Raw genomic sequence first — 19,164 nt, 5'->3', positions numbered from 1 at the left:
CGTGTATCACCGTAATGTGAGCAATCAATCGAGACGAACGACAAACGCATTCACTGCGCCCGCCTTCCAGGCCGCCCGCAATAGGGCGTCGTTTCCGCCTTTCTCTGCCACGGCTGTCAGCTCGTAAGACTCGCTGGTGTCAGTTGGAATCTTGGTAAGCGTAAATCGGGTTGAACGTGGCAACGACGCCTGAAGCTGCCTTGCCTCTTCAAGCGTCTTGAATGTGCCAAGCTCGACATATTCGCCGTGCTCCTCAGCCTCGCGGCGCTTCCAGGCGCTCGAAATTGCATCCTTGGTCAGGATGCTGCCATAGGTGCGCTCCTCGGTATAAGCGGTTACAGCAAGACGGTCCGAAGCATAGCCGGCAAGACCGCTCACACCGGCAGCATTCGCCACTCCGAAGCTTGAACCGGGGCGCTGCGACGGCACAGGCACATTCGCTGGCAACAACGGAGCTGGTCCGCCAGACGGATCGCTATAAGCAGGATCGACGGCAAAAGGTGAGTTTTCAGGTATGGGCGCAGAGACCGGAACAGCGTCCATCACAGGCATAGGAACGCGTGACTTCGGCGAAGTCGGCGTTGGCCCATTCATCGCCATCATGACGCCAGTTGCAGGCTGGCCGATCCCATCGCCACCCGCCGGACGGTAAGACGCCATCAGGAATGCGTCGTCATTGCCATCCAATGGCGCTCTGCCGACATATTCGACCTTCACATTCGCCGTGCCGTGATGCTGGTAATCAAGCATTTCGGCAGCTTTCTGGGAGAGATCGATGACACGGTCAAATTCATACGGACCACGATCATTCACGCGTACGATGACCGAACTGCCATTGGCAAGATTGGTCACACGGGCATAACTCGGCAACGGCATGGTTGGATGCGCAGCTGTCAGATGCGCCATGTCATAGACCTCACCGTTGGCCGTCAGGCGGCCGTGAAAAGCTTCGCCATACCAGGAGGCGTGGCCGACCTTGACATATTTTTTGTCTTCCTTGGGATAATACCAACGCCCCTTGACCTTGTAGGGCTGTCCGGTCTGATCGCGCCCGCCGCCACGCGGCAGAGGCTTTCCCTTCGAAAAAGCCACGCGCGGGCTGGCTTTCACGCCATATTTAGATTCGGCGAAATATTCCTTTGAGCGCTTTGTCTTCGATTTCGGCTGAGGTGCCGAGGCACAGCCCGCCAAGGCGACCGCAATAGCCATGAACGACAACATGGCGACGGAACCGCGCTTGTCGCGCAGCTTCACTGCCTTGCCGTTGACCGAATGTTTCAGCCCTCGTTTCGAATCCATACGCCACACGCCCGTTACTCAACAACACAACCGAAAACGCTGGTTGCGCCCTTTTAGATTTTAGTGATGTCACCGATTCATTGACGGATCATTAAAGCTTTTGGAATTCCGCATATTTTGAGTCGCGCTGCATGACCTCCACTCAACTCCGACGAGCTGTATCCTCTAGTCTCGTGGAACGATCGTTCATTCAAAGCGTTGAATTTTCAACAGGAAGGAGAAAAAGAATGTTGAGAGCAATGATCCTTTGGCTGATGGGCGTTCCACTCGTTGTCGTGCTGCTTATCTGGTATTTTTTCTTTTAGATGTGGAACGTTCAGGCCCTTCAATCGTTACTCATACGGCTCTAGTGACCTCCGAGCCAGTCACCTAACGTCATGGATTAGGCCCGCTCCAACAAGGCGGGTCTTTTTTTGCCTCGTCAATATCACGGCCTCATTGCCGGATCAGGCATGTAGACGTTGATCGCCTTGGGCAACAGGCGGAAATGAGCTGGTGTCCAGGTCGATAGCTCGCCATCTGTGTTTACGGCACGTGGCTTCTTGGTGCGCACAATCACTTCAGTCGTCGGAAAAGCCCGCACATCATCCCATCTGGAGTGGGTGCCACGGCGCAGACTGGGAAGAAGACGCAAAAGTTTCCACCAGTGATCGACTTCCAGACTATAGAAATCCAGCCTACCGTCATCCACTGTGGCATCCTTCTCGACGGCCATACCGCCACCGTAGAATTTTCCATTCCCGACAGAAACCTGCAATGTACGGATTTTCTCGGTCATTCCGTCGTGCTCCAGATAGGCTGTGAAAAGCTCCGAACGCATGAGGATACGTGCCGCAACCATTGCATAACCGAGCTTTCCCCACTTCTTCTTTGCCGCAGAGCTGAGTTGCTGCGCCAGTTCAGCACTGAAGCCGATGCTCGCGACATTGAAGTAAAGATGACCATTCACCTCACCCAGGTCGATGGGCCGCACCTCATAGGAAACAAGGCGACGCGCCGCCTCAACAGGATCGGCAGGAATGCCGATGGTTCGGGCGAAATCATTTGCAGTTCCAAGCGGAAGGATTGCAAGTGGCATTCCCGTTTCCATCAATCCTTTGGCCGCAGCGTTCAGCGAGCCATCACCACCACCGACAATAACGAGATCACAATCTCTTTCGCGAAGGATCACATCTGAAATCGTCTCGTCGTCCTGCGGATTTCGCTCGATGAGCTGGAGACCGCCGCGTTCCAGCGCAGAGCGAATATCCGCGCCGTATCCCCTGCCATTTCGGGCATGAGGATTTACGATTAGCAGTGCCCGGCGCTTTGTGGTCTTGCCCATGGATTTCCTGTCATCTGCAACAGCCAGAAAATCTGGCTGCTTGGTTGGAAGCGTCATCTGCAGATGGCTTCTCAATCCTGGATATCAATGGAACGGTTCATGAAAAATTTGTCACGATACTGTAGTGTTTCGTGAGGTCATGAGAGCGAAAGCAATGGCAAGGCCGAGCTGCCGACAAAAGAGTTTGACGAGACCAGAAAGAGAACATAGTTTGGCAAAACCAACTGTAAAACTTTCTAAGGCGGCCTCATCAAACTTGTCGCTAATTAGCTGAAATACATTACAGTTTGCGGGTATGATGTAATGGCAGCCTGTCAGCTTCCCAAGCTGAACGCGCGGGTTCGATTCCCGCTACCCGCTCCAGCATAAAGGCTCGAAAGTGCCAGAGATTACCGAATATTTTCTCCGGTTTTCGGATCGACCTTGACCTCAACCTTGGCACCAGCCTTGGTGACATATTCGACCTCATAGTAACCACGATCATTCCAGTCGACTTCGTCGATAAAAGCCGTATCTGCATTTTGTTCGATTTTCGCGATTATTTCCGACAGTTTGGTGCCTTCCGGTGGCGGAGCGGCATAGGCAGCAGCAACGGACAGACCAAAAAATAAAGTCGTGATAGCAAGACGCATGATTACCTCCTTTAGCTATTCTAAAAGAGTAGGAGTGCAGGCGTCTTCTTCAAGGCCAACGGGTAATTACTTTAAGATAGGGCTTATCGAACCGGTGAAGGTCTGATCGATCATCGCGGAGAGCCTTGGCTCTGCTCCTGACAGAATAACGACGATTGCAAGCATCAATATCAAAGGCGCGGCAAGAATGCCGCTCCTTACAGCCGGTTCGAGAATGCGCCGAGTTTTCTTGCTTCGTGTGGATTGCTGACTTCCCATGCAACCAACAGTAGTCGAACAGACTTAATTGCTCATTAAATAATGTAGTTAATGCGTTATTAGCGCCTGATTACCGCTCAGTTTCCCTTGTTTCCGCGGTAGATATTGACCCCGAGCTCGCGAATTTTCTTGCGCAGCGTGTTCCGATTTAATCCCAGAAGATCTGCCGCCTTGATCTGATTTCCACGTGTTGCCGTAAGACATGCGAGGATCAAGGGATATTCCAGTTCCGCCAGAACCCGGTGATAAAGCCCCGGCGGCGGCAGATCGGCACCGAATGATGCAAAGTAACGCTGCATATTCTGCTCGACGGCCTGCGATATGGAAATATTCTCCATATCGCCGCCACTGACGGAAATGATATCCGGCTTGGCCAGTTCAGACTTCAATTCCGTTTCGATGATTTCCGGCGATATTTCCTCTTGCGGATAAAGCGCCGAAAGCCTCCGGACGAGATTTTCCAGTTCACGCACATTTCCTGGCCATGGATACCGGCGCATCATTTCCAGGCCAGCAGTGCTGATACGCTTCTCCGGCAGCCCCTCTTCGGCAGCGCGTTTGAAAAAATGGCGCACAAGATCGGCCACATCCTCGCTGCGCTCGCGAAGCGGCGGCAAGCGCAGGGGCACGACATTCAACCGGTAATAAAGATCCTCACGGAACAAACCTTGCGCTATCAGTTGCCGCAAATCCTTGTTGGTCGCGGCAACGATGCGCACGTCGGTCTTGATCGGCGTACGTCCGCCGACTGTCATATACTCGCCCTGCTGTAGCACACGCAAAAGACGGGTTTGTGCTTCCATCGGCATATCGCCGATCTCGTCGAGAAACAGTGTTCCGCCATTCGCCTGCTCGAAGCGGCCGCTCGAGCGGTTCTGCGCGCCGGTAAAGGCACCCTTCTCGTGCCCGAACAGCTCGGACTCGATCAGGTCGCGCGGGATTGCGGCCATATTGATCGCTACAAACGGCCCTTTTCGGCGGCGCCCGTATTCGTGCAGGGCACGCGCAACCAGTTCCTTGCCTGTGCCGGATTCACCTGTAACCATGACGGTCAAATCCGTCTGCATCATGCGGGCCAGCAAACGGTAGATTTCCTGCATCGCAGGCGAGCGGCCGACCAGCGGCATGTTATCGGCCTGCTCATCCGATAAAGCGGCAATGGGCTTACGTTTTGGTTCAGACAGAGCCCGACCGACGATATTGATGAGTTCCGTCAAATCGAATGGCTTCGGCAGATATTCGTAGGCTCCCGCCTCGGATGCCCGGATTGCCGTCATGAATGTGTTCTGCGCGCTCATGACCACAACTGGCAGGTCAGGGCGCATCTTCTTGATGCGTGGCAGGAGGTCGAAGGCATTCTCGTCCGGCATATTGACGTCAGTGATGACCAGATCACCGTCGCCTGCAGCCACCCAGCGCCAAAGCGAGGCAGCATTAGAAGTCACACGCACATCGTAGCCTGCCCGTGACAATGCCTGGTTCAGCACGGTCCGAATAGCTGCATCGTCATCCGCCACCAATATGGTTCCTGTCGGACGTCCTGCGGTCATGCGTTATCTCCAGTATTTCCAGCTGCCAGTTCCGTGTTTTTCCATGCGGGCATCAGGACGCGGAAAGTCGTTCGCGAAGGATGGCTGTCGCATTCGATAATACCGCCATGGTCACCAATGATCTTCGCAACGAGTGCCAATCCCAGTCCCGAACCATTGGTCTTCGTGGTCACGAAGGGATCGAACAGATGCGGCAGCATGTCCTGCGGCACACCCGGTCCGTTATCATGCACGCAGAATTCGAGAGGCAGCGCCACCCTGTCCCGCGCGCCCGGCACCTGCAGACGAATGCCCGGACGATACGCCGTGGATAAGACAATCTCGCCGCCTTCACGGTCGCCTATGGCTTCCGAGGCATTCTTCAGCAGATTGAGGAACACCTGCACGAGTTGGTCTCGATTGGCGAAAACTGGTGGGAGAGAAGGATCATAATCTTCCACAAAACGGATCTTCCGTGCGAACCCGTTCCTCGCAATCGCCTTCACATGATCCAAAACTGCATGAATATTGACGGCAGAGCGCTCGATGGGGCGCTCGTCCGAGAAAACCTCCATGCGGTCAACCAGTGAAACGATCCGATCCGTTTCATCGGTAATAAGACGCGCAAGCGCACGATCCTCGTCGCCGACAACCTGTTCCAGCAATTGTGCCGCACCACGGATACCAGAGAGAGGGTTCTTGATTTCATGAGCCAGCATCGATGCAAGCCCGGTCACGGACCGCGCCGCGCCGCGATGTGTCATCTGGCGATCGATCTTTTCGGCCATCGTCTTTTCCTTGAAGAGGATGACCACAGCACCCGGCAGCTCCGCGACAGGTGCTACGTAAATATCAACGATACGCTCCGCCCCAAGACGTGGTGACGAGACATCGACGCGATATTCGTTCACCGGCATCTGGCTGGTGCGAACCTGATCGACCAGCGCTAACAGCGGACTACCAAAGGGCAGAAAGGACTCCAGCCGATTGCGCGCAAGAATGGACGAGCCGGAACGAAAGAACTGTTCCGCATCCAGATTTGCATAGGCAATATAGTTCTCGGCGCTAACCATGATAACCGGCTGGCTGATGGCATCGAGCACGACCGATGGAATGCCGTTCGTTTCAGTTCTCTCGCGCATCAGGCAACCTCTTTGAGCGCGGCTTCTGGAGCTTCGCGCATGAATATACGACGCAAAGCATCGATGACGGCTTGCCGGTCGGTCAGGGTCATCACTTCCGCTTTCTCGGCAGGCATACATGCGGCACCAGCATGGCGATCAATATACCAACCTAGATGCTTGCGGGAATGACGGATGCCCGTCGTGCTTCCATAATGCTCGAGCATATCTTCGTAATGCTTTATAATATAATCAAGAACTTCATTTCGAGACTGTGGGGCAAAGTCACTTCCTGCAATTGCACCAGCCAGCCACGGTTGCCCATAAGAGGCACGCCCGACCATCACGGCATCAGCTCCAGAGCGGCGCATAATTTCCTCAGCATCACCTCGACACGCCACATCTCCGTTGGCAACCAGAGGAATCCTGATCGCGTCGCGGACGGCGTGAATTGCATTCCAGTCCGCCTTGCCTTCATAGAACTGACAACGCGTACGCCCGTGGACAGTCACCATGGCGATACCGGCACTTTCGGCACGTCTTGCAAGTTCAGGCGCGTTAATGCTTTTCTCGTCCCATCCCAGCCGCATCTTGAGCGTAACGGGAATGCCGACCGCATTGACAGTGGCCTCAACGAGGGTCATTGCGTGATCGAGATCGCGCATCAGCGCAGACCCGGAATAACCGCCTGTCACTTTCTTGGCCGGGCAACCCATATTGATATCGATGATATCAGCACCTTCGCCCGCGGCGATCCTGGCTGCCTCGCCCATCCAATGCGCTTCGCGTCCCGCAAGCTGCACGACATGCGTTCCAAGCCCCTCGCCTGAGAGGCGCAGAAGGCTTTCCTTGTGACGGTTACAAAGTTCAGCACTGGCGACCATTTCAGACACGACCATGCCCGCGCCAGCCGCTGCTGCGCGCCTGCGGAATGGAAGGTCCGAAACGCCCGACATCGGCGCAAGAAACACACGGTTGGCAAGCGCCACAGCGCCTATACTCAAAGGTTGATCGAGGAAACTCACTGATGGGTGCCTATTTGATGTGCATAGCGCAATTAGCACATACATTAATCAGCCTCACTTTTCAACGCAAGGAAAAGCGCGCGCAAAATCACGATAAATCAATTGTCGTCTGGCATTTATCTGCGCAAGGCATTATTCGGCTTGGAAACGCAGATTTGAACAGATGCAACCTTTGGCAGAGGCAACAACCATTTCAAAGATAGCAGCAGTCATTGTGGCGGCTGGCCGCGGGGAGCGAGCCGGGCAGAACGTCGAAGGGCCGAAACAATACCGGCGCATCGGTGGCGAAGCCGTACTTACCCGCACTTTACGCGCCTTTATCGACTGCCCACTGGTTGATAGCATCGTTGTCGTCATTCACCCTGATGACCATGTGCTTTACGAACGTGCCGTCCCGGAAAACTGTGGTAATATTCTCGTCGTGAATGGCGGCGCTACCCGGCAGGAATCAACACGTCTTGGCCTCCTTGCGTTGAGAGATTATGCGCCGCAATATGTCATGATCCACGACGGCGTGAGACCGTTCATCAGTCAGGATTTGCTGAAGCGTATTGTCGAGAACCTCGCACCTGATGAAGGCGTTCTACCGGCTCTGGCCGTTTCCGACACGCTCAAGCAGTCAGCCACAGACGGAACAGTAAAAACGACGGTGCCTCGCGCGGGCCTTTTCGCGGCACAGACACCTCAAGCATTTCCCTACCCGCCTATCCTTGATGCGCATGAACAGGCCTACGCGATCAATCGCTTTGATTTCACGGACGATGCCGCCATCGCCGAGTGGCAAAGCATCGCCGTCCGCATCATCGAAGGATCGGCAGACAATACAAAGCTTACCTGGGCAAAGGATATTGAAATGGCTGACAAGCGCCTGCGGCAAGACCACGTCTCGTTTCCCGACATTCGTACTGGGAATGGTTATGACGTCCATTCCTTTGAGCCCGGCGATCATGTGATGCTGTGCGGCGTGAAAATCCCCCATGAAGCAAAACTCAATGGTCATTCAGACGCCGATGTCGGACTTCATGCGCTGACCGACGCCCTGCTTGCGACGCGAGGAGCGGGTGATATTGGTACGCATTTCCCTCCTTCCGACCCGCAGTGGAAAGGTGCAGCCTCCCGCATCTTTGTCGAACACGCCGCCAATATCGTACGTGAAGCAGGTGGGCGTATTGCCAATGTTGACGTGACCTTTATCAGCGAAGCACCCAAGATCGGTCCACACCGCGCAGCAATGACGGAAGCGCTTTGCGACATGCTGGGAATTACCACAGACCGGGTTTCCGTCAAAGCGACCACCAATGAGAAGCTCGGCTTCGTCGGGCGCCGCGAGGGTATCGCTGCAATTGCAACGGCAACCGTCATCTATCCCGGTGAGGTGCCCGAATGAGCGCGCTGATTGCAGAAGAAAAAGCTGTTGCCGTGTTGGATGCCTGTCGCAAGGCCGGCATAATGATTGCAACGGCAGAATCCTGCACGGGAGGACTTATAGCCGGAGCTCTGACTGACATCGCCGGATCGTCCGATGTCGTGGATCGCGGCTTCGTCACCTATTCCAACGAAGCGAAAGCCGAAATGATCGGCGTTCCGATGGAATTGATCAATCGCGTCGGTGCTGTCTCGAAGGAAGTCGCGCTTTCCATGGCTGAAGGGGCACTTTCTCACTCCCGTGCCGATGTAACGGTGGCAGTTACCGGCATTGCGGGGCCAGGTGGCGGTTCCGATGAAAAGCCCGTTGGGCTTGTTCACATCGCATCGGCGCGAAAAGGCTACCCGCCCCTTCATCGCGAATTTCGTTTCGGTCCCAAAACCCGAGCTGAGATTCGCCACGCGACAGTTCTCGCCGCACTGGACCTCGTCCTGGAAAACCTTCGATAAATTAGAGCGTATACTTTTATCTATGGTGCCCTATCCTTGTCTTTGACCAGGTAAGGAGAACATGGCGATGCGTTTCGATGGTAAGGTGGCAATCGTAACCGGTGGAGCAAGCGGCATCGGTGAAGCAACTGTTCGGGCCTTCGTTCGCGAAGGAGCGAATGTCGTCATCGCGGATTATTCCGAGCATGGCCAGCAACTGGCCAACAAGCTTGCAGGCGGCACCGAGCGGGCATTATTCGTCAAAACCGATGTGACGGACACGAAAGCTGTGCAGGCACTGATTGCCAAAACCGTCGAAACCTATGGCCGCCTCGACATCATGTTCGCCAATGCAGGCATTGCCGCAGACGGCCCGATAGACGAGCTCGATGAAGCTGCATGGCAAAAAACCATCGATATCAACCTCACCGGCGTCTATCTTTGCGATAAATACGCCATTGATCAGATGCGCTCGCAGGGCGGCGGCGTGATCGTGAATTGCGGATCCATTCACAGTCACGTCGGTAAATCAGGTGTCACCGCTTATGCGGCAGCAAAGGGCGGCGTAAAGCTTCTGACGCAGACGCTTGCCATCGATTACGGAGCGCAGAACATCCGGGTTAACGCAGTCTGCCCCGGCTATATCGACACGCCGCTTCTCAAGGATATTCCGGACGACAAGAAACAGGCGCTCGTGGCTTTGCATCCAATAGGCCGCCTCGGTCGTGCCGAAGAAGTAGCCAGCGTCGTGCTTTTTCTGGCAAGCGACGAAGCTTCCTTCGTCACCGGAGCATCCATACTGGTCGATGGCGGCTATACAGCGCAGTAAAAGCACATCCTGAAAAGGGTAAAACGGTTTTCAGGCCAGACCGAAAATCTGGTCGGCCCGCTTCTCGAAAGCTTCTGAAAATTTCTTGAAAGCGAGGTCGAACATCGTTCCCATGAGAAGGCCAAGGGTACGGCTCTTGAACTCATAATCGATGAAGAACTCGACATCGCACTCGCTTCCATCGCCCACCGGCTTGAAGGTCCAGCGATTGTCGAGATAGCGAAACGGCCCGTCGAGATACTTCACATCGATGACATTTTCCTCGGGCTTCAGCAGCACCTGGCTGGTGAATGTCTCGCGTATGAGCTTGTAACCAACCGTCATGTCGGCGATGAGAAGAGCCTTGTCGTCACGCTCCTTGCGGGAGCGAACCGACAAAGCCTCACACATCGGCAGAAACTGCGGATATTTCTCAACATCCGCAACAAGGCCGAACATCTGATCTGCCCGGTGATGCACCCGCCTGACGGTCGTAAATTGCGGCATTTCTTGTCTTAGACCTGTGCAGCAATCTGCGCCTCGCGCGCTGCCCTCAGCTTGGCGAAATCATCGCCAGCGTGATGCGATGAACGCGTCAGCGGACTGGACGCAACCAGCAGGAAGCCCTTTGTCCGGCCAATCGTTTCGAACGACTTGAATTCGTCAGGGGTCACAAAGCGAATGACAGGATGATGCTTGCGGGTCGGCTGGAGATACTGACCGATGGTCATGAAATCCACATCCGCCGAACGCAGATCGTCCATCAGCTGAAGAATTTCATTCCGCTCTTCACCGAGACCGACCATGATACCGGACTTGGTGAAAATGGTCGGGTCCAGTTCCTTGACGCGCTGCAGCAGGCGGATCGAATGGAAATAACGAGCGCCGGGGCGAACCTTGAGATATTTCGAAGGCACGGTTTCCAGATTGTGGTTGAACACGTCCGGACGGGCTTTGACCACGACTTCAAGAGCACCTTCCTTGCGCAGGAAATCCGGCGTCAGGATTTCAATCGTGGTCGCAGGAGTAGCTTCACGAATCGCCTGAATGACCTCGGCAAAATGCTGCGCGCCGCCATCAGCAAGGTCGTCGCGATCAACCGACGTGATAACCACATGCGTCAGGCCCATCTGCTTGACAGCCTTAGCGACATTCTCGGGTTCGTTTGGATCGAGCGCAGTCGGGATACCGGTCGAGACGTTGCAGAAGGCGCAAGCGCGCGTACAGATCTCGCCCATGATCATGAAGGTCGCGTGCTTCTTTTCCCAGCACTCACCAATGTTCGGGCAACCAGCTTCTTCGCAAACCGTGACCAGCTTGTTTGAGCGAACAATATCACGCGTTTCACTGTAGCCGCGCGAGACAGGAGCCTTGACGCGAATCCAGTCAGGCTTCTTCAGGACAACATTGTCCGGACGATGCGCCTTCTCTGGATGCCGTTCACGCTTGCCTTGGTTCACCAGATCGAGAACTGTAACCATGCTTTTCCCTGCCTATCCGAAACATTTTCATGAAATGCTTCCAAGTTCGGTTCGGTCCTAATCCCTGCTCCCTACCCTGTCAACTTGAGCGATTTGCTACTCATCGCCGCGCCGCCAGTCCGAGAGCCCGGAAAACCAATGCCCATATCAAGCCAAACACCAAGCCCGCAGTGCCGAGCGCCAATGTAAGCGCCCAGACACCGTACCAGCCGGTTAGGGCCATTCCGTTGACCGATATGGTGTTGCCGCCAAGAACGCTCAAGGTGCCGGCTGCAAACCCCAGCACCAGCCCTCCCACGGTACACCATTTGATGATGGGCCAGGCGGCACGCCGCCATGGCCCTCCGTTCTCGATCAGCGGAATGAGCGTCTCTCCGTCTTATGCATTCAGCACGCGACCATACGCATCCAGAACGCTTTCCTTCATCATTTCCGAAAGGGTCGGGTGTGGGAAGACCGAATGCATCAGTTCTTCCTCGGTCGTTTCGAGATTCATGGCGATCACGAAGCCCTGGATGAGCTCGGTCACCTCAGCGCCGACCATATGGGCGCCGAGCAACTGTCCCGTTTTCTTGTCGAAGATAGTCTTGACCAGCCCCTGATCTTCTCCAAGTGCAATCGCCTTGCCATTTGCGGCAAACGAATAACGACCGACGCGGATATCGTAACCCTTTTCCTTGGCTTTTGCTTCTGTCAGACCGACGGAAGCGACCTGCGGGTTACAATAGGTGCAGCCCGGAATCATATTCTTGTCGAGCGGGTGAACGTTCGGAAGACCTGCAATCTTCTCGATGCAGATAACGCCTTCATGCTCGGCCTTGTGCGCCAGCATCGGCGGCCCGGCAACGTCACCTATAGCATAGATGCCCGCAACATTGGTCTTGCCATAACCATCAATGACGATGCATCCGCGATCAGTCTTGACGCCGAGCGCTTCCAGGCCGAGATTTTCGATGTTGCCCTGAACGCCAACCGCCGAAATCATACGGTCGACGGTCAATTTCTCAGTCTTGCCATCCTTGGTTTCGATATGGGCAGTCACATTGTTTGCGCCCTTCTCGACCTTGGTAACTTTGGCGTCGGTAATGATCTTCAGACCGCGCTTTTCAAGCTGTTTGCGCGCGACTGCCGAAATCTCTGCGTCTTCAACCGGCATGATCTGCGGCATCAGTTCCACGACCGTCACGTCAACGCCCATGTCATTGTAGAAAGAAGCGAATTCGATACCGATCGCACCCGACCCCATTACAAGCATGGACTTCGGCAGTTCCGGTGGAACCATTGCTTCGAAATAGGTCCAGATCAGCTTGCCATCCGGCTCAATGCCCGGCAGAGAACGTGGACGTGCACCAGTAGCGACAATGACGTGCTTCGCCTTGTAGGTCCCCTCGCCCAGAACGCCCTTCGGGATAGGGTTCTGCGGTTGCATCGGCTGCTTTGACGACTTGCCGACCGAAATCTCAACCGGATTGCTGCCCGAGGCAGCCTTTACGAGCTTCGCCTCACCCCAGATCACGTCGATCTTGTTCTTCTTCATCAGGAAGCCGACACCACCGTTAAGACGGGCCGAAACACCGCGCGATCGCTGCACCACAGCCGTCACATCAGGTGTAATTGTGCCTTCCAGCTTCAGACCGTAATCCTTGGCGTGTTCGCCAAAATGCAGGATCTCAGCCGAACGCAACAACGCTTTGGTGGGAATACAGCCCCAGTTGAGGCAGATTCCGCCCAGATGTTCACGCTCGACGATAGCCGTCTTGAGGCCAAGCTGCGCAGCGCGGATTGCGGTGACATAACCACCCGGGCCCGAGCCGATAACAATAACGTCGTAAATGTCGGCCATATTGTCCTGCCTTTGCTCAGTTCACTTCTCGGGTGAGCAGCACCCAGTCGTGTCTTTTGTCCTGCCCAATGCGTTCTATCGCTTCGAGCCGCTCAATTTCCTTGAAACCATGGGCGCCGTAAAGGGAAAGCGCCACATCGTTGTGGCTTTCGGTTATCAGGCTGATGGCCCGATTGCCATTCCGACAAGCCAGGTCAATCTCGTTGGTGACAAGAGCGCGGCCAATTCCCTTGCCGCGGAACTCCCGATAAACGCCAACGCTGTCTATAAAGCGGTTGCCAATGACCTTGCGCTGCATCGCGATCAGCTGATCCATAACCGGATGTTTTGCCGACTGATCGTTAATGCTTTCGTCCACGGTAAAGCCGATGGAAAGCCCGGCAATGTCGCCAGCCCACTCGGCTATGGTCGTACTCTGCCAGCCCTCGGTGCCGTCGGCACGCATATATTGCCGACCGCGTTCCATGGCCGTTTCAGTTTGTCCGTCAAGAACCGCACTGTACCAGAGCCATGACGCAAAACCGTGTGACGAGATATCGACAAGAATGGCGATCTCAGCGGCTTCACGGCGTTCAGCCCGGCGTAGGTTCAGTTGTCCAGCCATTCAAAAACCTCAGGCGTCGAGTTCAGCAGAACACGACGCCCTTGAAGTTGATCGATCAGACCAGCATACCCATCGGGTTTTCGATGTGACGCTTGAAGGCCTGTGCAAGTTCAGCAGCCAACGCGCCATCGACGGCACGGTGATCGGTTGAAAGGGTCACGGACATAACGGTCGCAACCTTGATTTCACCGTTCTTGACCACTGCACGCTGTTCACCTGCACCGATTGCGAAAATGGTCGCATGGGGCGGATTGATGATCGCGGCAAAGTCCTTCACGCCGAACATGCCGAGATTGGACACGGAGGTCGAACCGCCCTGATACTCTTCAGGCTTCAGCTTGCGATCACGCGCACGCTTGGCAAGGTCCTTCATCTCGTTGGAGATGGCGGACAGCGTCTTCGATTCCGACTGACGCACGATTGGCGTAATCAAGCCACCTGGGATCGACACGGCAACGCCGACATCTGCACGCTTGTGCTTGATCATGCCGCCTTCAGTCCAGGAGACGTTGGCTTCAGGAATATCACGCAACGCAAGAGCAACAGCCTTGATCACCAGATCGTTGACAGAAAGCTTGTAGGCCGGAACCTCGCCCTTTTCAGTCTTGATCATCGGAGCGGCGGCATTGATCTGCGAACGCAACGCCAGAAGCGCATCCAGTTCGCAATCGATCGTCAGATAGAAATGCGGAACAGTCTGCTTCGATTCCACCAGACGGCGGGCAATCGTCTTGCGCATGCCATCGTGCGGAACGATCTCGTAGGTGCCTTCTTCAAAGAGCTTGAGAACGGCATCATCCGACATCGGCTTCGGCGTGGCAGCAGAGCCCACTTCCGCCTTCGGCGCAGCAGCCTTGGCTCCACCGGAAGCCAGAGCGGCCTCCACATCGCGCTGAACGACACGGCCATGCGGGCCGGTACCCTTCACGGCAGCGATATCGACACCGGATTCCTTGGCGATACGACGAGCAAGCGGCGACGCAAATACGCGGTCGCCCTTATTCGAAGCAGCAGGCTGCTCCGCTTTGACGGGTGCGGGCGCCGTTGCAGGTGTTGCGGCTTCCTTTTTGGCTTCAGCGGGCTTCGGCTCTTCTTTCGGAGCCTCGGCCTTTGCTTCTGCCTTCGGAGCAGACGCTGCGCCCTTGGCCGCAGCCGCCACGTCCTCGCCTTCTTCGGCAAGGATAGCGATCAACGCATTGACCTTGACGCCTTCGGAGCCTGCGGGAACCACGAGCTTGGCGATAGTGCCTTCGTCCACAGCTTCCACTTCCATCGTGGCCTTGTCGGTCTCGATTTCAGCAATAACATCGCCAGGTGCGACCTTGTCGCCTTCCTTGACCAGCCATTTCGACAGGTTGCCTTCTTCCATCGTCGGAGAAAGCGCTGGCATGGTGATATTGATCGGCATGTCCAGACCCTTTCGTTACGCGGTATAGGTAACGGCTTTCACCGCTTCGACCACTTCGGCAACCGTCGGCAGCGCCAGCTTTTCCAGATTTGCCGCATAAGGCATAGGAACATCCTTACCGGCAATGGTCAGGATCGGCGCATCGAGATAATCGAAGGCCTGCTGCATGACGCGGGTGGCAATTTCCGTACCGACGGACGACTGCGGGAAACCTTCTTCCACCGTCACCAGACGACCGGTCTTCTTGACCGATTCCACAACCGTTGGAATATCCATCGGGCGGATCGTGCGCAGATCGATGATTTCAACATCGATACCCTGCTGGCCCAGTTCTTCGGCCGCCTTGATGGCATAGGTCATGCCGATACCGAACGAAACGATGGTCGCGTCCGTGCCCTGCTTGTGAATGCGGGCCTTGCCGATCGGCAGAACGAAATCATCAAGCTTGGGCACATCGAAATGATGACCGTAGAGAATTTCGTTTTCGAGGAAGATCACCGGATTCGGATCGCGGATTGCAGCCTTCAGCAGGCCCTTAGCGTCGGCTGCCGTGTACGGCATCACGACCTTGAGACCTGGAATATGGCTGTACCAGGCTGCGTAGCACTGCGAATGCTGGGCAGCAACGCGTGCAGCCGCACCGGACGGACCGCGGAAGACCATCGGGGCGCCCATCTGTCCGCCGGACATATAAAGCGTCTTGGCGGCAGAGTTCACGATCTGGTCGATTGCCTGCATGGCGAAGTTGAAAGTCATGAATTCAACGATCGGGCGCAGACCTGCAAAAGCAGCGCCAACACCTACACCGGCAAAACCATGCTCAGTGATCGGGGTATCGACAACGCGCTTGGAACCGAACTCATCGAGAAGTCCCTGCGTTACCTTGTAAGCGCCCTGATATTCGGCAACTTCTTCACCCATGACGAAAACGTTCGGATCGCGGCGCATTTCTTCGGCCATCGCATCGCGAAGCGCTTCACGAACGGTTGTGGAAACCATTTCGGTGCCAGCCGGAATGTCCGGGTCGGACACGACTTCGAGCGCCGGAGCCTTGGGAGCAGCCGGAACAGCATCAGCCTTCTTTTCTTCAGCTTTTGGCTCTTCCTTGGCTTCGCCTTCTGGTGCTTCAGCCTTGGCAGCCGGAGCAGAACCAATATCGGAAGCACTTTCACCATCACCGAGAAGCACAGCAATGGGCGTATTAACCTTCACGCCTTCGGTGCCTTCATCGACAAGGATTTTGCCGATCGTGCCTTCGTCGACAGCTTCGACTTCCATCGTCGCCTTGTCGGTTTCAATTTCAGCGATCACATCGCCGGACGTAACCTTGTCGCCTTCTTTCTTCAGCCACTTCGAGAGCTTGCCCTCTTCCATGGTTGGGGAAAGTGCGGGCATGAGAATTTCTACGGGCATGACAACACCTTCCTGGAATTAGAGCAGAATATCCGTGTAGAGCTCGGATGCATCCGGCTCCGGATCGTTTTGAGCGAAATCAGCAGAATCAGCGACAATGTCGCGGACGTCCTTGTCGATTTCCTTCAGCTCTTCCTCGGTTGCCCAACCCTTTTCGATCAGACGCTGCTTGACCTGCTCGATCGGATCATGTTCGGAGCGCATCTTCTGCACTTCTTCCTTCGAGCGATACTTTGCCGGGTCCGACATCGAGTGACCGCGGTAACGATAGGTCTGCATGTCGAGAATGATCGGTCCCTTGCCGGAACGCGTCCATTCCACAGCCAGATCGGCAGCAGCCTTGACCGCACGAACGTCCATGCCGTCAACCTGAATACCCGGAATATTGAAAGAAAGACCGCGCTTCGAGAAATCAGTTTCAGCGGAGGAGCGCGAAACCGATGTGCCCATGGCATAGCGATTGTTTTCGATGATGTAGACTACCGGCAGCTTCCACAGCGATGCCATGTTGAAGCTTTCGTAGACCTGCCCCTGATTGGAAGCACCGTCACCGAAATAGGTCAGCGTTACATTGTCGTTGTCGCGATAACGATTCGCGAACGCAAGACCTGTGCCAAGCGAAACCTGCGCACCGACGATACCGTGACCGCCGTAGAAGTTCTTCTCTTTGGAGAACATGTGCATGGAGCCGCCCTTGCCCTTGGAAAGGCCGCTGCGACGTCCGGTCAGTTCAGCCATAACGCCACGCGCGCTCATGCCCGCTGCAAGCATATGACCATGATCGCGATAGGCGGTGATAACCTGATCACCTTCCTTCAGCGCCATCTGCATACCCACCACTACGGCCTCTTGGCCGATATAAAGGTGGCAGAAGCCGCCGATGAAGCCCATGCCGTAAAGCTGGCCGGCCTTTTCTTCGAAACGCCGGATCAACAGCATTTCGCGATAAGCGTCCAGCTCCTGCTTCTTGTCGAAGTTCACAGGTGCAGGTGCCTTGGGTGCAGTCACAGAAGACGCCTGCGTTTTGCTTGCAGGCGACTTTTTAGCCCTCGGTGCCATATCTCGCTCCCTAAATTGTCGTTCTATTGTGACGTTATACGGGCATATCACAAGATACAATATGCGCCCAGAGCATAGCTGCTATGTCGCCAAGCCCTTAAAAACATATCACAAAAAGACAATTAACCGGATTTCAGTTAATTTGATCGGTCTTCCCTGGAGGTGATAATTGTCACTTCATCGGGATGGGAGAGATTAAGCGCCCTGCGTGCCTGCTCGTCAAGCATATCCTTCTCGATGGAACCGTCACGCAAAAGCGTGACTCGCTTTTCGAGTGCAGTGCGATCCGCCGTTACCTGCTCGAGCTGCTTGGCCAAAAGGCTTTTTTGCTCTTCTAGCTGGATACGGGAATAGAGACCGAATTCGCCATGATAGGCGTGAAAACCGAAATAGCTCAGAAACGCGGCCGTCAGAATGGGCAATACAAAACGCCCACGGATCGATTTACGCTTCTGCTTGGTCCACATTTCGGCTTCCTTCCCGGATATTCAAGGCCGCCGCGAATCCTGCGAAGGGCGTCAATCCGAATTCCACCATCAAGCATTATTTTGCTTAACAGAGATTTACCAAGAACAGATGTCGGGAGCGTGTAACCCTGATTTTTCCGTGCTGCCGCAAACACTTTGGCTCGCAAGCTATTCAATCGATCTCATTCTCAGCCTCAAAGGGAATCGGCGTCCAACGCTTTCTAGCTCCCATGTTTACGCAAGTACCAATGATAACGAGACGTAAGCGTTTATAGATTCTGACAGTTTCCCGAACCAAAAGCCGCATCAATGCAGGGCGGATTTTTGCATGCTTGCGATTCCCGCCAATTGTACTTTCCAGACCGACCTGACGGCACAGCGCCGGGTAAGTCTGATAAACTACAAAATTAGAGAAAGGACCAAACTCGGAATCAAACAGAAAATGGTCCAGAGGTGCCGAAGGCTTTTCCATAAAGGCGAGCATACGCTGCGCGGCCGACTTTGACATAATATAGCCAGCCGAGAGAAGGTGCCGACTTCGCAGCCGAGCAACCGTAAAATCCGTATCGGTACAAGTTAGATGTGGCCCGAGAAGCACTGTCTTTTCATGTGTCTCAATTTTAACGATATCCGCATCGACGGGTATCCAGTTGATCGAGGCAAACAGCTTGTCCGCACCCCGACCGAAAACGACATCATCCTCGAAGACTGCAGCATAGTTTTCCTCACCCTGCGCAATGCGTTCGATACATTTTCTATGGGAAAGAAAACAGCCTATTTCGGCTGGCGTCAGAGGGTGTGGCCATTTTTGATTGGAGGCCAATGTATCCTGAGCCAGCTCAGGAGTGAGCATGCGCGCATCGACGGCGGCTACACGCACAAAGTCACATCCCAGCCTGCGAAACTGCTCCGTCATAAAGGCGAGCCGATCACGGCTCCTGTCGAGATTAATCAGGTAAGATTTCATGAACGCCCCCTAGCGAGATGAACTCCTAGCGCGCATCCAGGAAAGTGTGAAACGGTTTTCTGATAAGATCCA

General features: G+C 55.0%; 19 protein-coding genes and 1 tRNA gene. 4 read left to right on the top strand and 16 right to left on the bottom strand.

The genetic code is table 11. The annotated features are described in order from the left end of the window. Window positions 1–24 precede the first annotated feature (24 nt). Together ACYSN1_RS00690 and ACYSN1_RS00685 are read right to left on the bottom strand one after the other, a co-directional pair. Window positions 25–1,299, bottom strand: a complete 1,275-nt coding sequence (locus ACYSN1_RS00690) for a septal ring lytic transglycosylase RlpA family protein (RefSeq protein WP_461723990.1) — start codon at window positions 1,297–1,299, stop codon at window positions 25–27. A 427-nt stretch (window positions 1,300–1,726) separates the two neighbouring features. After that, a complete protein-coding gene (locus tag ACYSN1_RS00685) occupies window positions 1,727–2,623 on the bottom strand; it encodes a lipid kinase (protein WP_461725235.1) in 897 nt (298 codons plus the stop codon). A 289-nt stretch (window positions 2,624–2,912) separates the two neighbouring features. Here ACYSN1_RS00685 and ACYSN1_RS00680 point away from each other — a divergent pair. Then, window positions 2,913–2,986, top strand: a tRNA-Gly gene (locus ACYSN1_RS00680). A 26-nt stretch (window positions 2,987–3,012) separates the two neighbouring features. Here the strand turns inward: ACYSN1_RS00680 and ACYSN1_RS00675 are convergent. The 4 genes from ACYSN1_RS00675 to dusB form a co-directional block, all read right to left on the bottom strand. Beyond that, entirely contained in the window at window positions 3,013–3,255 is a 243-nt protein-coding gene (locus tag ACYSN1_RS00675; protein ID WP_461723989.1) for a PepSY domain-containing protein, read from the bottom strand. Between the two features lie 335 nt (window positions 3,256–3,590). Then, complete coding sequence (gene ntrC / locus ACYSN1_RS00670; RefSeq protein ID WP_461723988.1) at window positions 3,591–5,063, bottom strand: nitrogen regulation protein NR(I); 1,473 nt, start codon at window positions 5,061–5,063, stop codon at window positions 3,591–3,593. After that, window positions 5,060–6,184: a two-component system sensor histidine kinase NtrB gene (locus ACYSN1_RS00665; RefSeq protein WP_461723987.1), complete on the bottom strand. Its 1,125-nt coding sequence runs from the start codon at window positions 6,182–6,184 to the stop codon at window positions 5,060–5,062. Before ACYSN1_RS00665 ends, ntrC begins: the two co-directional genes overlap by 4 nt. Beyond that, window positions 6,184–7,188, bottom strand: coding sequence for a tRNA dihydrouridine synthase DusB (gene dusB, locus ACYSN1_RS00660; RefSeq protein ID WP_461723986.1), 1,005 nt, complete (start codon window positions 7,186–7,188; stop codon window positions 6,184–6,186). Before dusB ends, ACYSN1_RS00665 begins: the two co-directional genes overlap by 1 nt. A 163-nt stretch (window positions 7,189–7,351) precedes the next feature. Here dusB and ACYSN1_RS00655 point away from each other — a divergent pair, with 163 nt between their 5' ends. The 3 genes from ACYSN1_RS00655 (at window position 7,352) to ACYSN1_RS00645 (ending at window position 9,871) form a co-directional block, all read left to right on the top strand. After that, window positions 7,352–8,575 (top strand): bifunctional 2-C-methyl-D-erythritol 4-phosphate cytidylyltransferase/2-C-methyl-D-erythritol 2,4-cyclodiphosphate synthase, encoded by a 1,224-nt coding sequence (locus ACYSN1_RS00655; RefSeq protein WP_461723985.1) that lies wholly within the window; start codon window positions 7,352–7,354, stop codon window positions 8,573–8,575. After that, complete coding sequence (locus ACYSN1_RS00650) at window positions 8,572–9,063, top strand: CinA family protein (protein ID WP_461723984.1); 492 nt, start codon at window positions 8,572–8,574, stop codon at window positions 9,061–9,063. The genes ACYSN1_RS00655 and ACYSN1_RS00650 overlap by 4 nt, the downstream gene beginning before the upstream one ends. Window positions 9,064–9,130: 67 nt before the next feature. After that, window positions 9,131–9,871, top strand: coding sequence for an SDR family NAD(P)-dependent oxidoreductase (locus tag ACYSN1_RS00645; protein WP_461723983.1), 741 nt, complete (start codon window positions 9,131–9,133; stop codon window positions 9,869–9,871). A gap of 30 nt (window positions 9,872–9,901) precedes the next feature. On the opposite strand, the gene ACYSN1_RS00640 is transcribed toward ACYSN1_RS00645, so the two are convergent. The 10 genes from ACYSN1_RS00640 to ACYSN1_RS00595 form a co-directional block, all read right to left on the bottom strand. Next, a complete protein-coding gene (locus tag ACYSN1_RS00640; RefSeq protein ID WP_461723982.1) occupies window positions 9,902–10,357 on the bottom strand; it encodes a type II toxin-antitoxin system RatA family toxin in 456 nt (151 codons plus the stop codon). An 8-nt stretch (window positions 10,358–10,365) separates the two neighbouring features. Beyond that, the gene (lipA, locus tag ACYSN1_RS00635) at window positions 10,366–11,331 is read right to left on the bottom strand and encodes a lipoyl synthase (protein WP_461723981.1); all 966 of its coding nucleotides are present in this window, start codon (window positions 11,329–11,331) and stop codon (window positions 10,366–10,368) included. 100 nt (window positions 11,332–11,431) lie between these two features. Beyond that, window positions 11,432–11,629, bottom strand: a complete 198-nt coding sequence (locus ACYSN1_RS00630) for a hypothetical protein (RefSeq protein WP_104756332.1) — start codon at window positions 11,627–11,629, stop codon at window positions 11,432–11,434. Window positions 11,630–11,710: 81 nt separating this feature from the next. After that, window positions 11,711–13,174 (bottom strand): dihydrolipoyl dehydrogenase, encoded by a 1,464-nt coding sequence (gene lpdA, locus ACYSN1_RS00625; protein ID WP_461723980.1) that lies wholly within the window; start codon window positions 13,172–13,174, stop codon window positions 11,711–11,713. A gap of 16 nt (window positions 13,175–13,190) precedes the next feature. Beyond that, a complete protein-coding gene (locus ACYSN1_RS00620) occupies window positions 13,191–13,778 on the bottom strand; it encodes a GNAT family N-acetyltransferase (RefSeq protein ID WP_461723979.1) in 588 nt (195 codons plus the stop codon). Between the two features lie 55 nt (window positions 13,779–13,833). Next, the gene (locus tag ACYSN1_RS00615; protein ID WP_461725234.1) at window positions 13,834–15,168 is read right to left on the bottom strand and encodes a pyruvate dehydrogenase complex dihydrolipoamide acetyltransferase; all 1,335 of its coding nucleotides are present in this window, start codon (window positions 15,166–15,168) and stop codon (window positions 13,834–13,836) included. A 33-nt stretch (window positions 15,169–15,201) separates the two neighbouring features. Then, window positions 15,202–16,599 (bottom strand): pyruvate dehydrogenase complex E1 component subunit beta, encoded by a 1,398-nt coding sequence (locus ACYSN1_RS00610; protein ID WP_461723978.1) that lies wholly within the window; start codon window positions 16,597–16,599, stop codon window positions 15,202–15,204. 18 nt (window positions 16,600–16,617) lie between these two features. Further along, window positions 16,618–17,658: a pyruvate dehydrogenase (acetyl-transferring) E1 component subunit alpha gene (gene pdhA / locus ACYSN1_RS00605; RefSeq protein ID WP_109987788.1), complete on the bottom strand. Its 1,041-nt coding sequence runs from the start codon at window positions 17,656–17,658 to the stop codon at window positions 16,618–16,620. Between the two features lie 137 nt (window positions 17,659–17,795). Continuing rightward, window positions 17,796–18,125: an FtsB family cell division protein gene (locus tag ACYSN1_RS00600; protein WP_061346222.1), complete on the bottom strand. Its 330-nt coding sequence runs from the start codon at window positions 18,123–18,125 to the stop codon at window positions 17,796–17,798. Window positions 18,126–18,297: 172 nt separating this feature from the next. Next, window positions 18,298–19,092: a glycosyltransferase family 25 protein gene (locus tag ACYSN1_RS00595; RefSeq protein ID WP_461723977.1), complete on the bottom strand. Its 795-nt coding sequence runs from the start codon at window positions 19,090–19,092 to the stop codon at window positions 18,298–18,300. Window positions 19,093–19,164: the final 72 nt, after the last annotated feature.

This window comes from Brucella sp. LJL56, from assembly GCF_054871705.1.
Note: the sequence above shows the minus strand (reverse complement) of the source record. Positions and strands in the feature narration are given on the sequence as shown.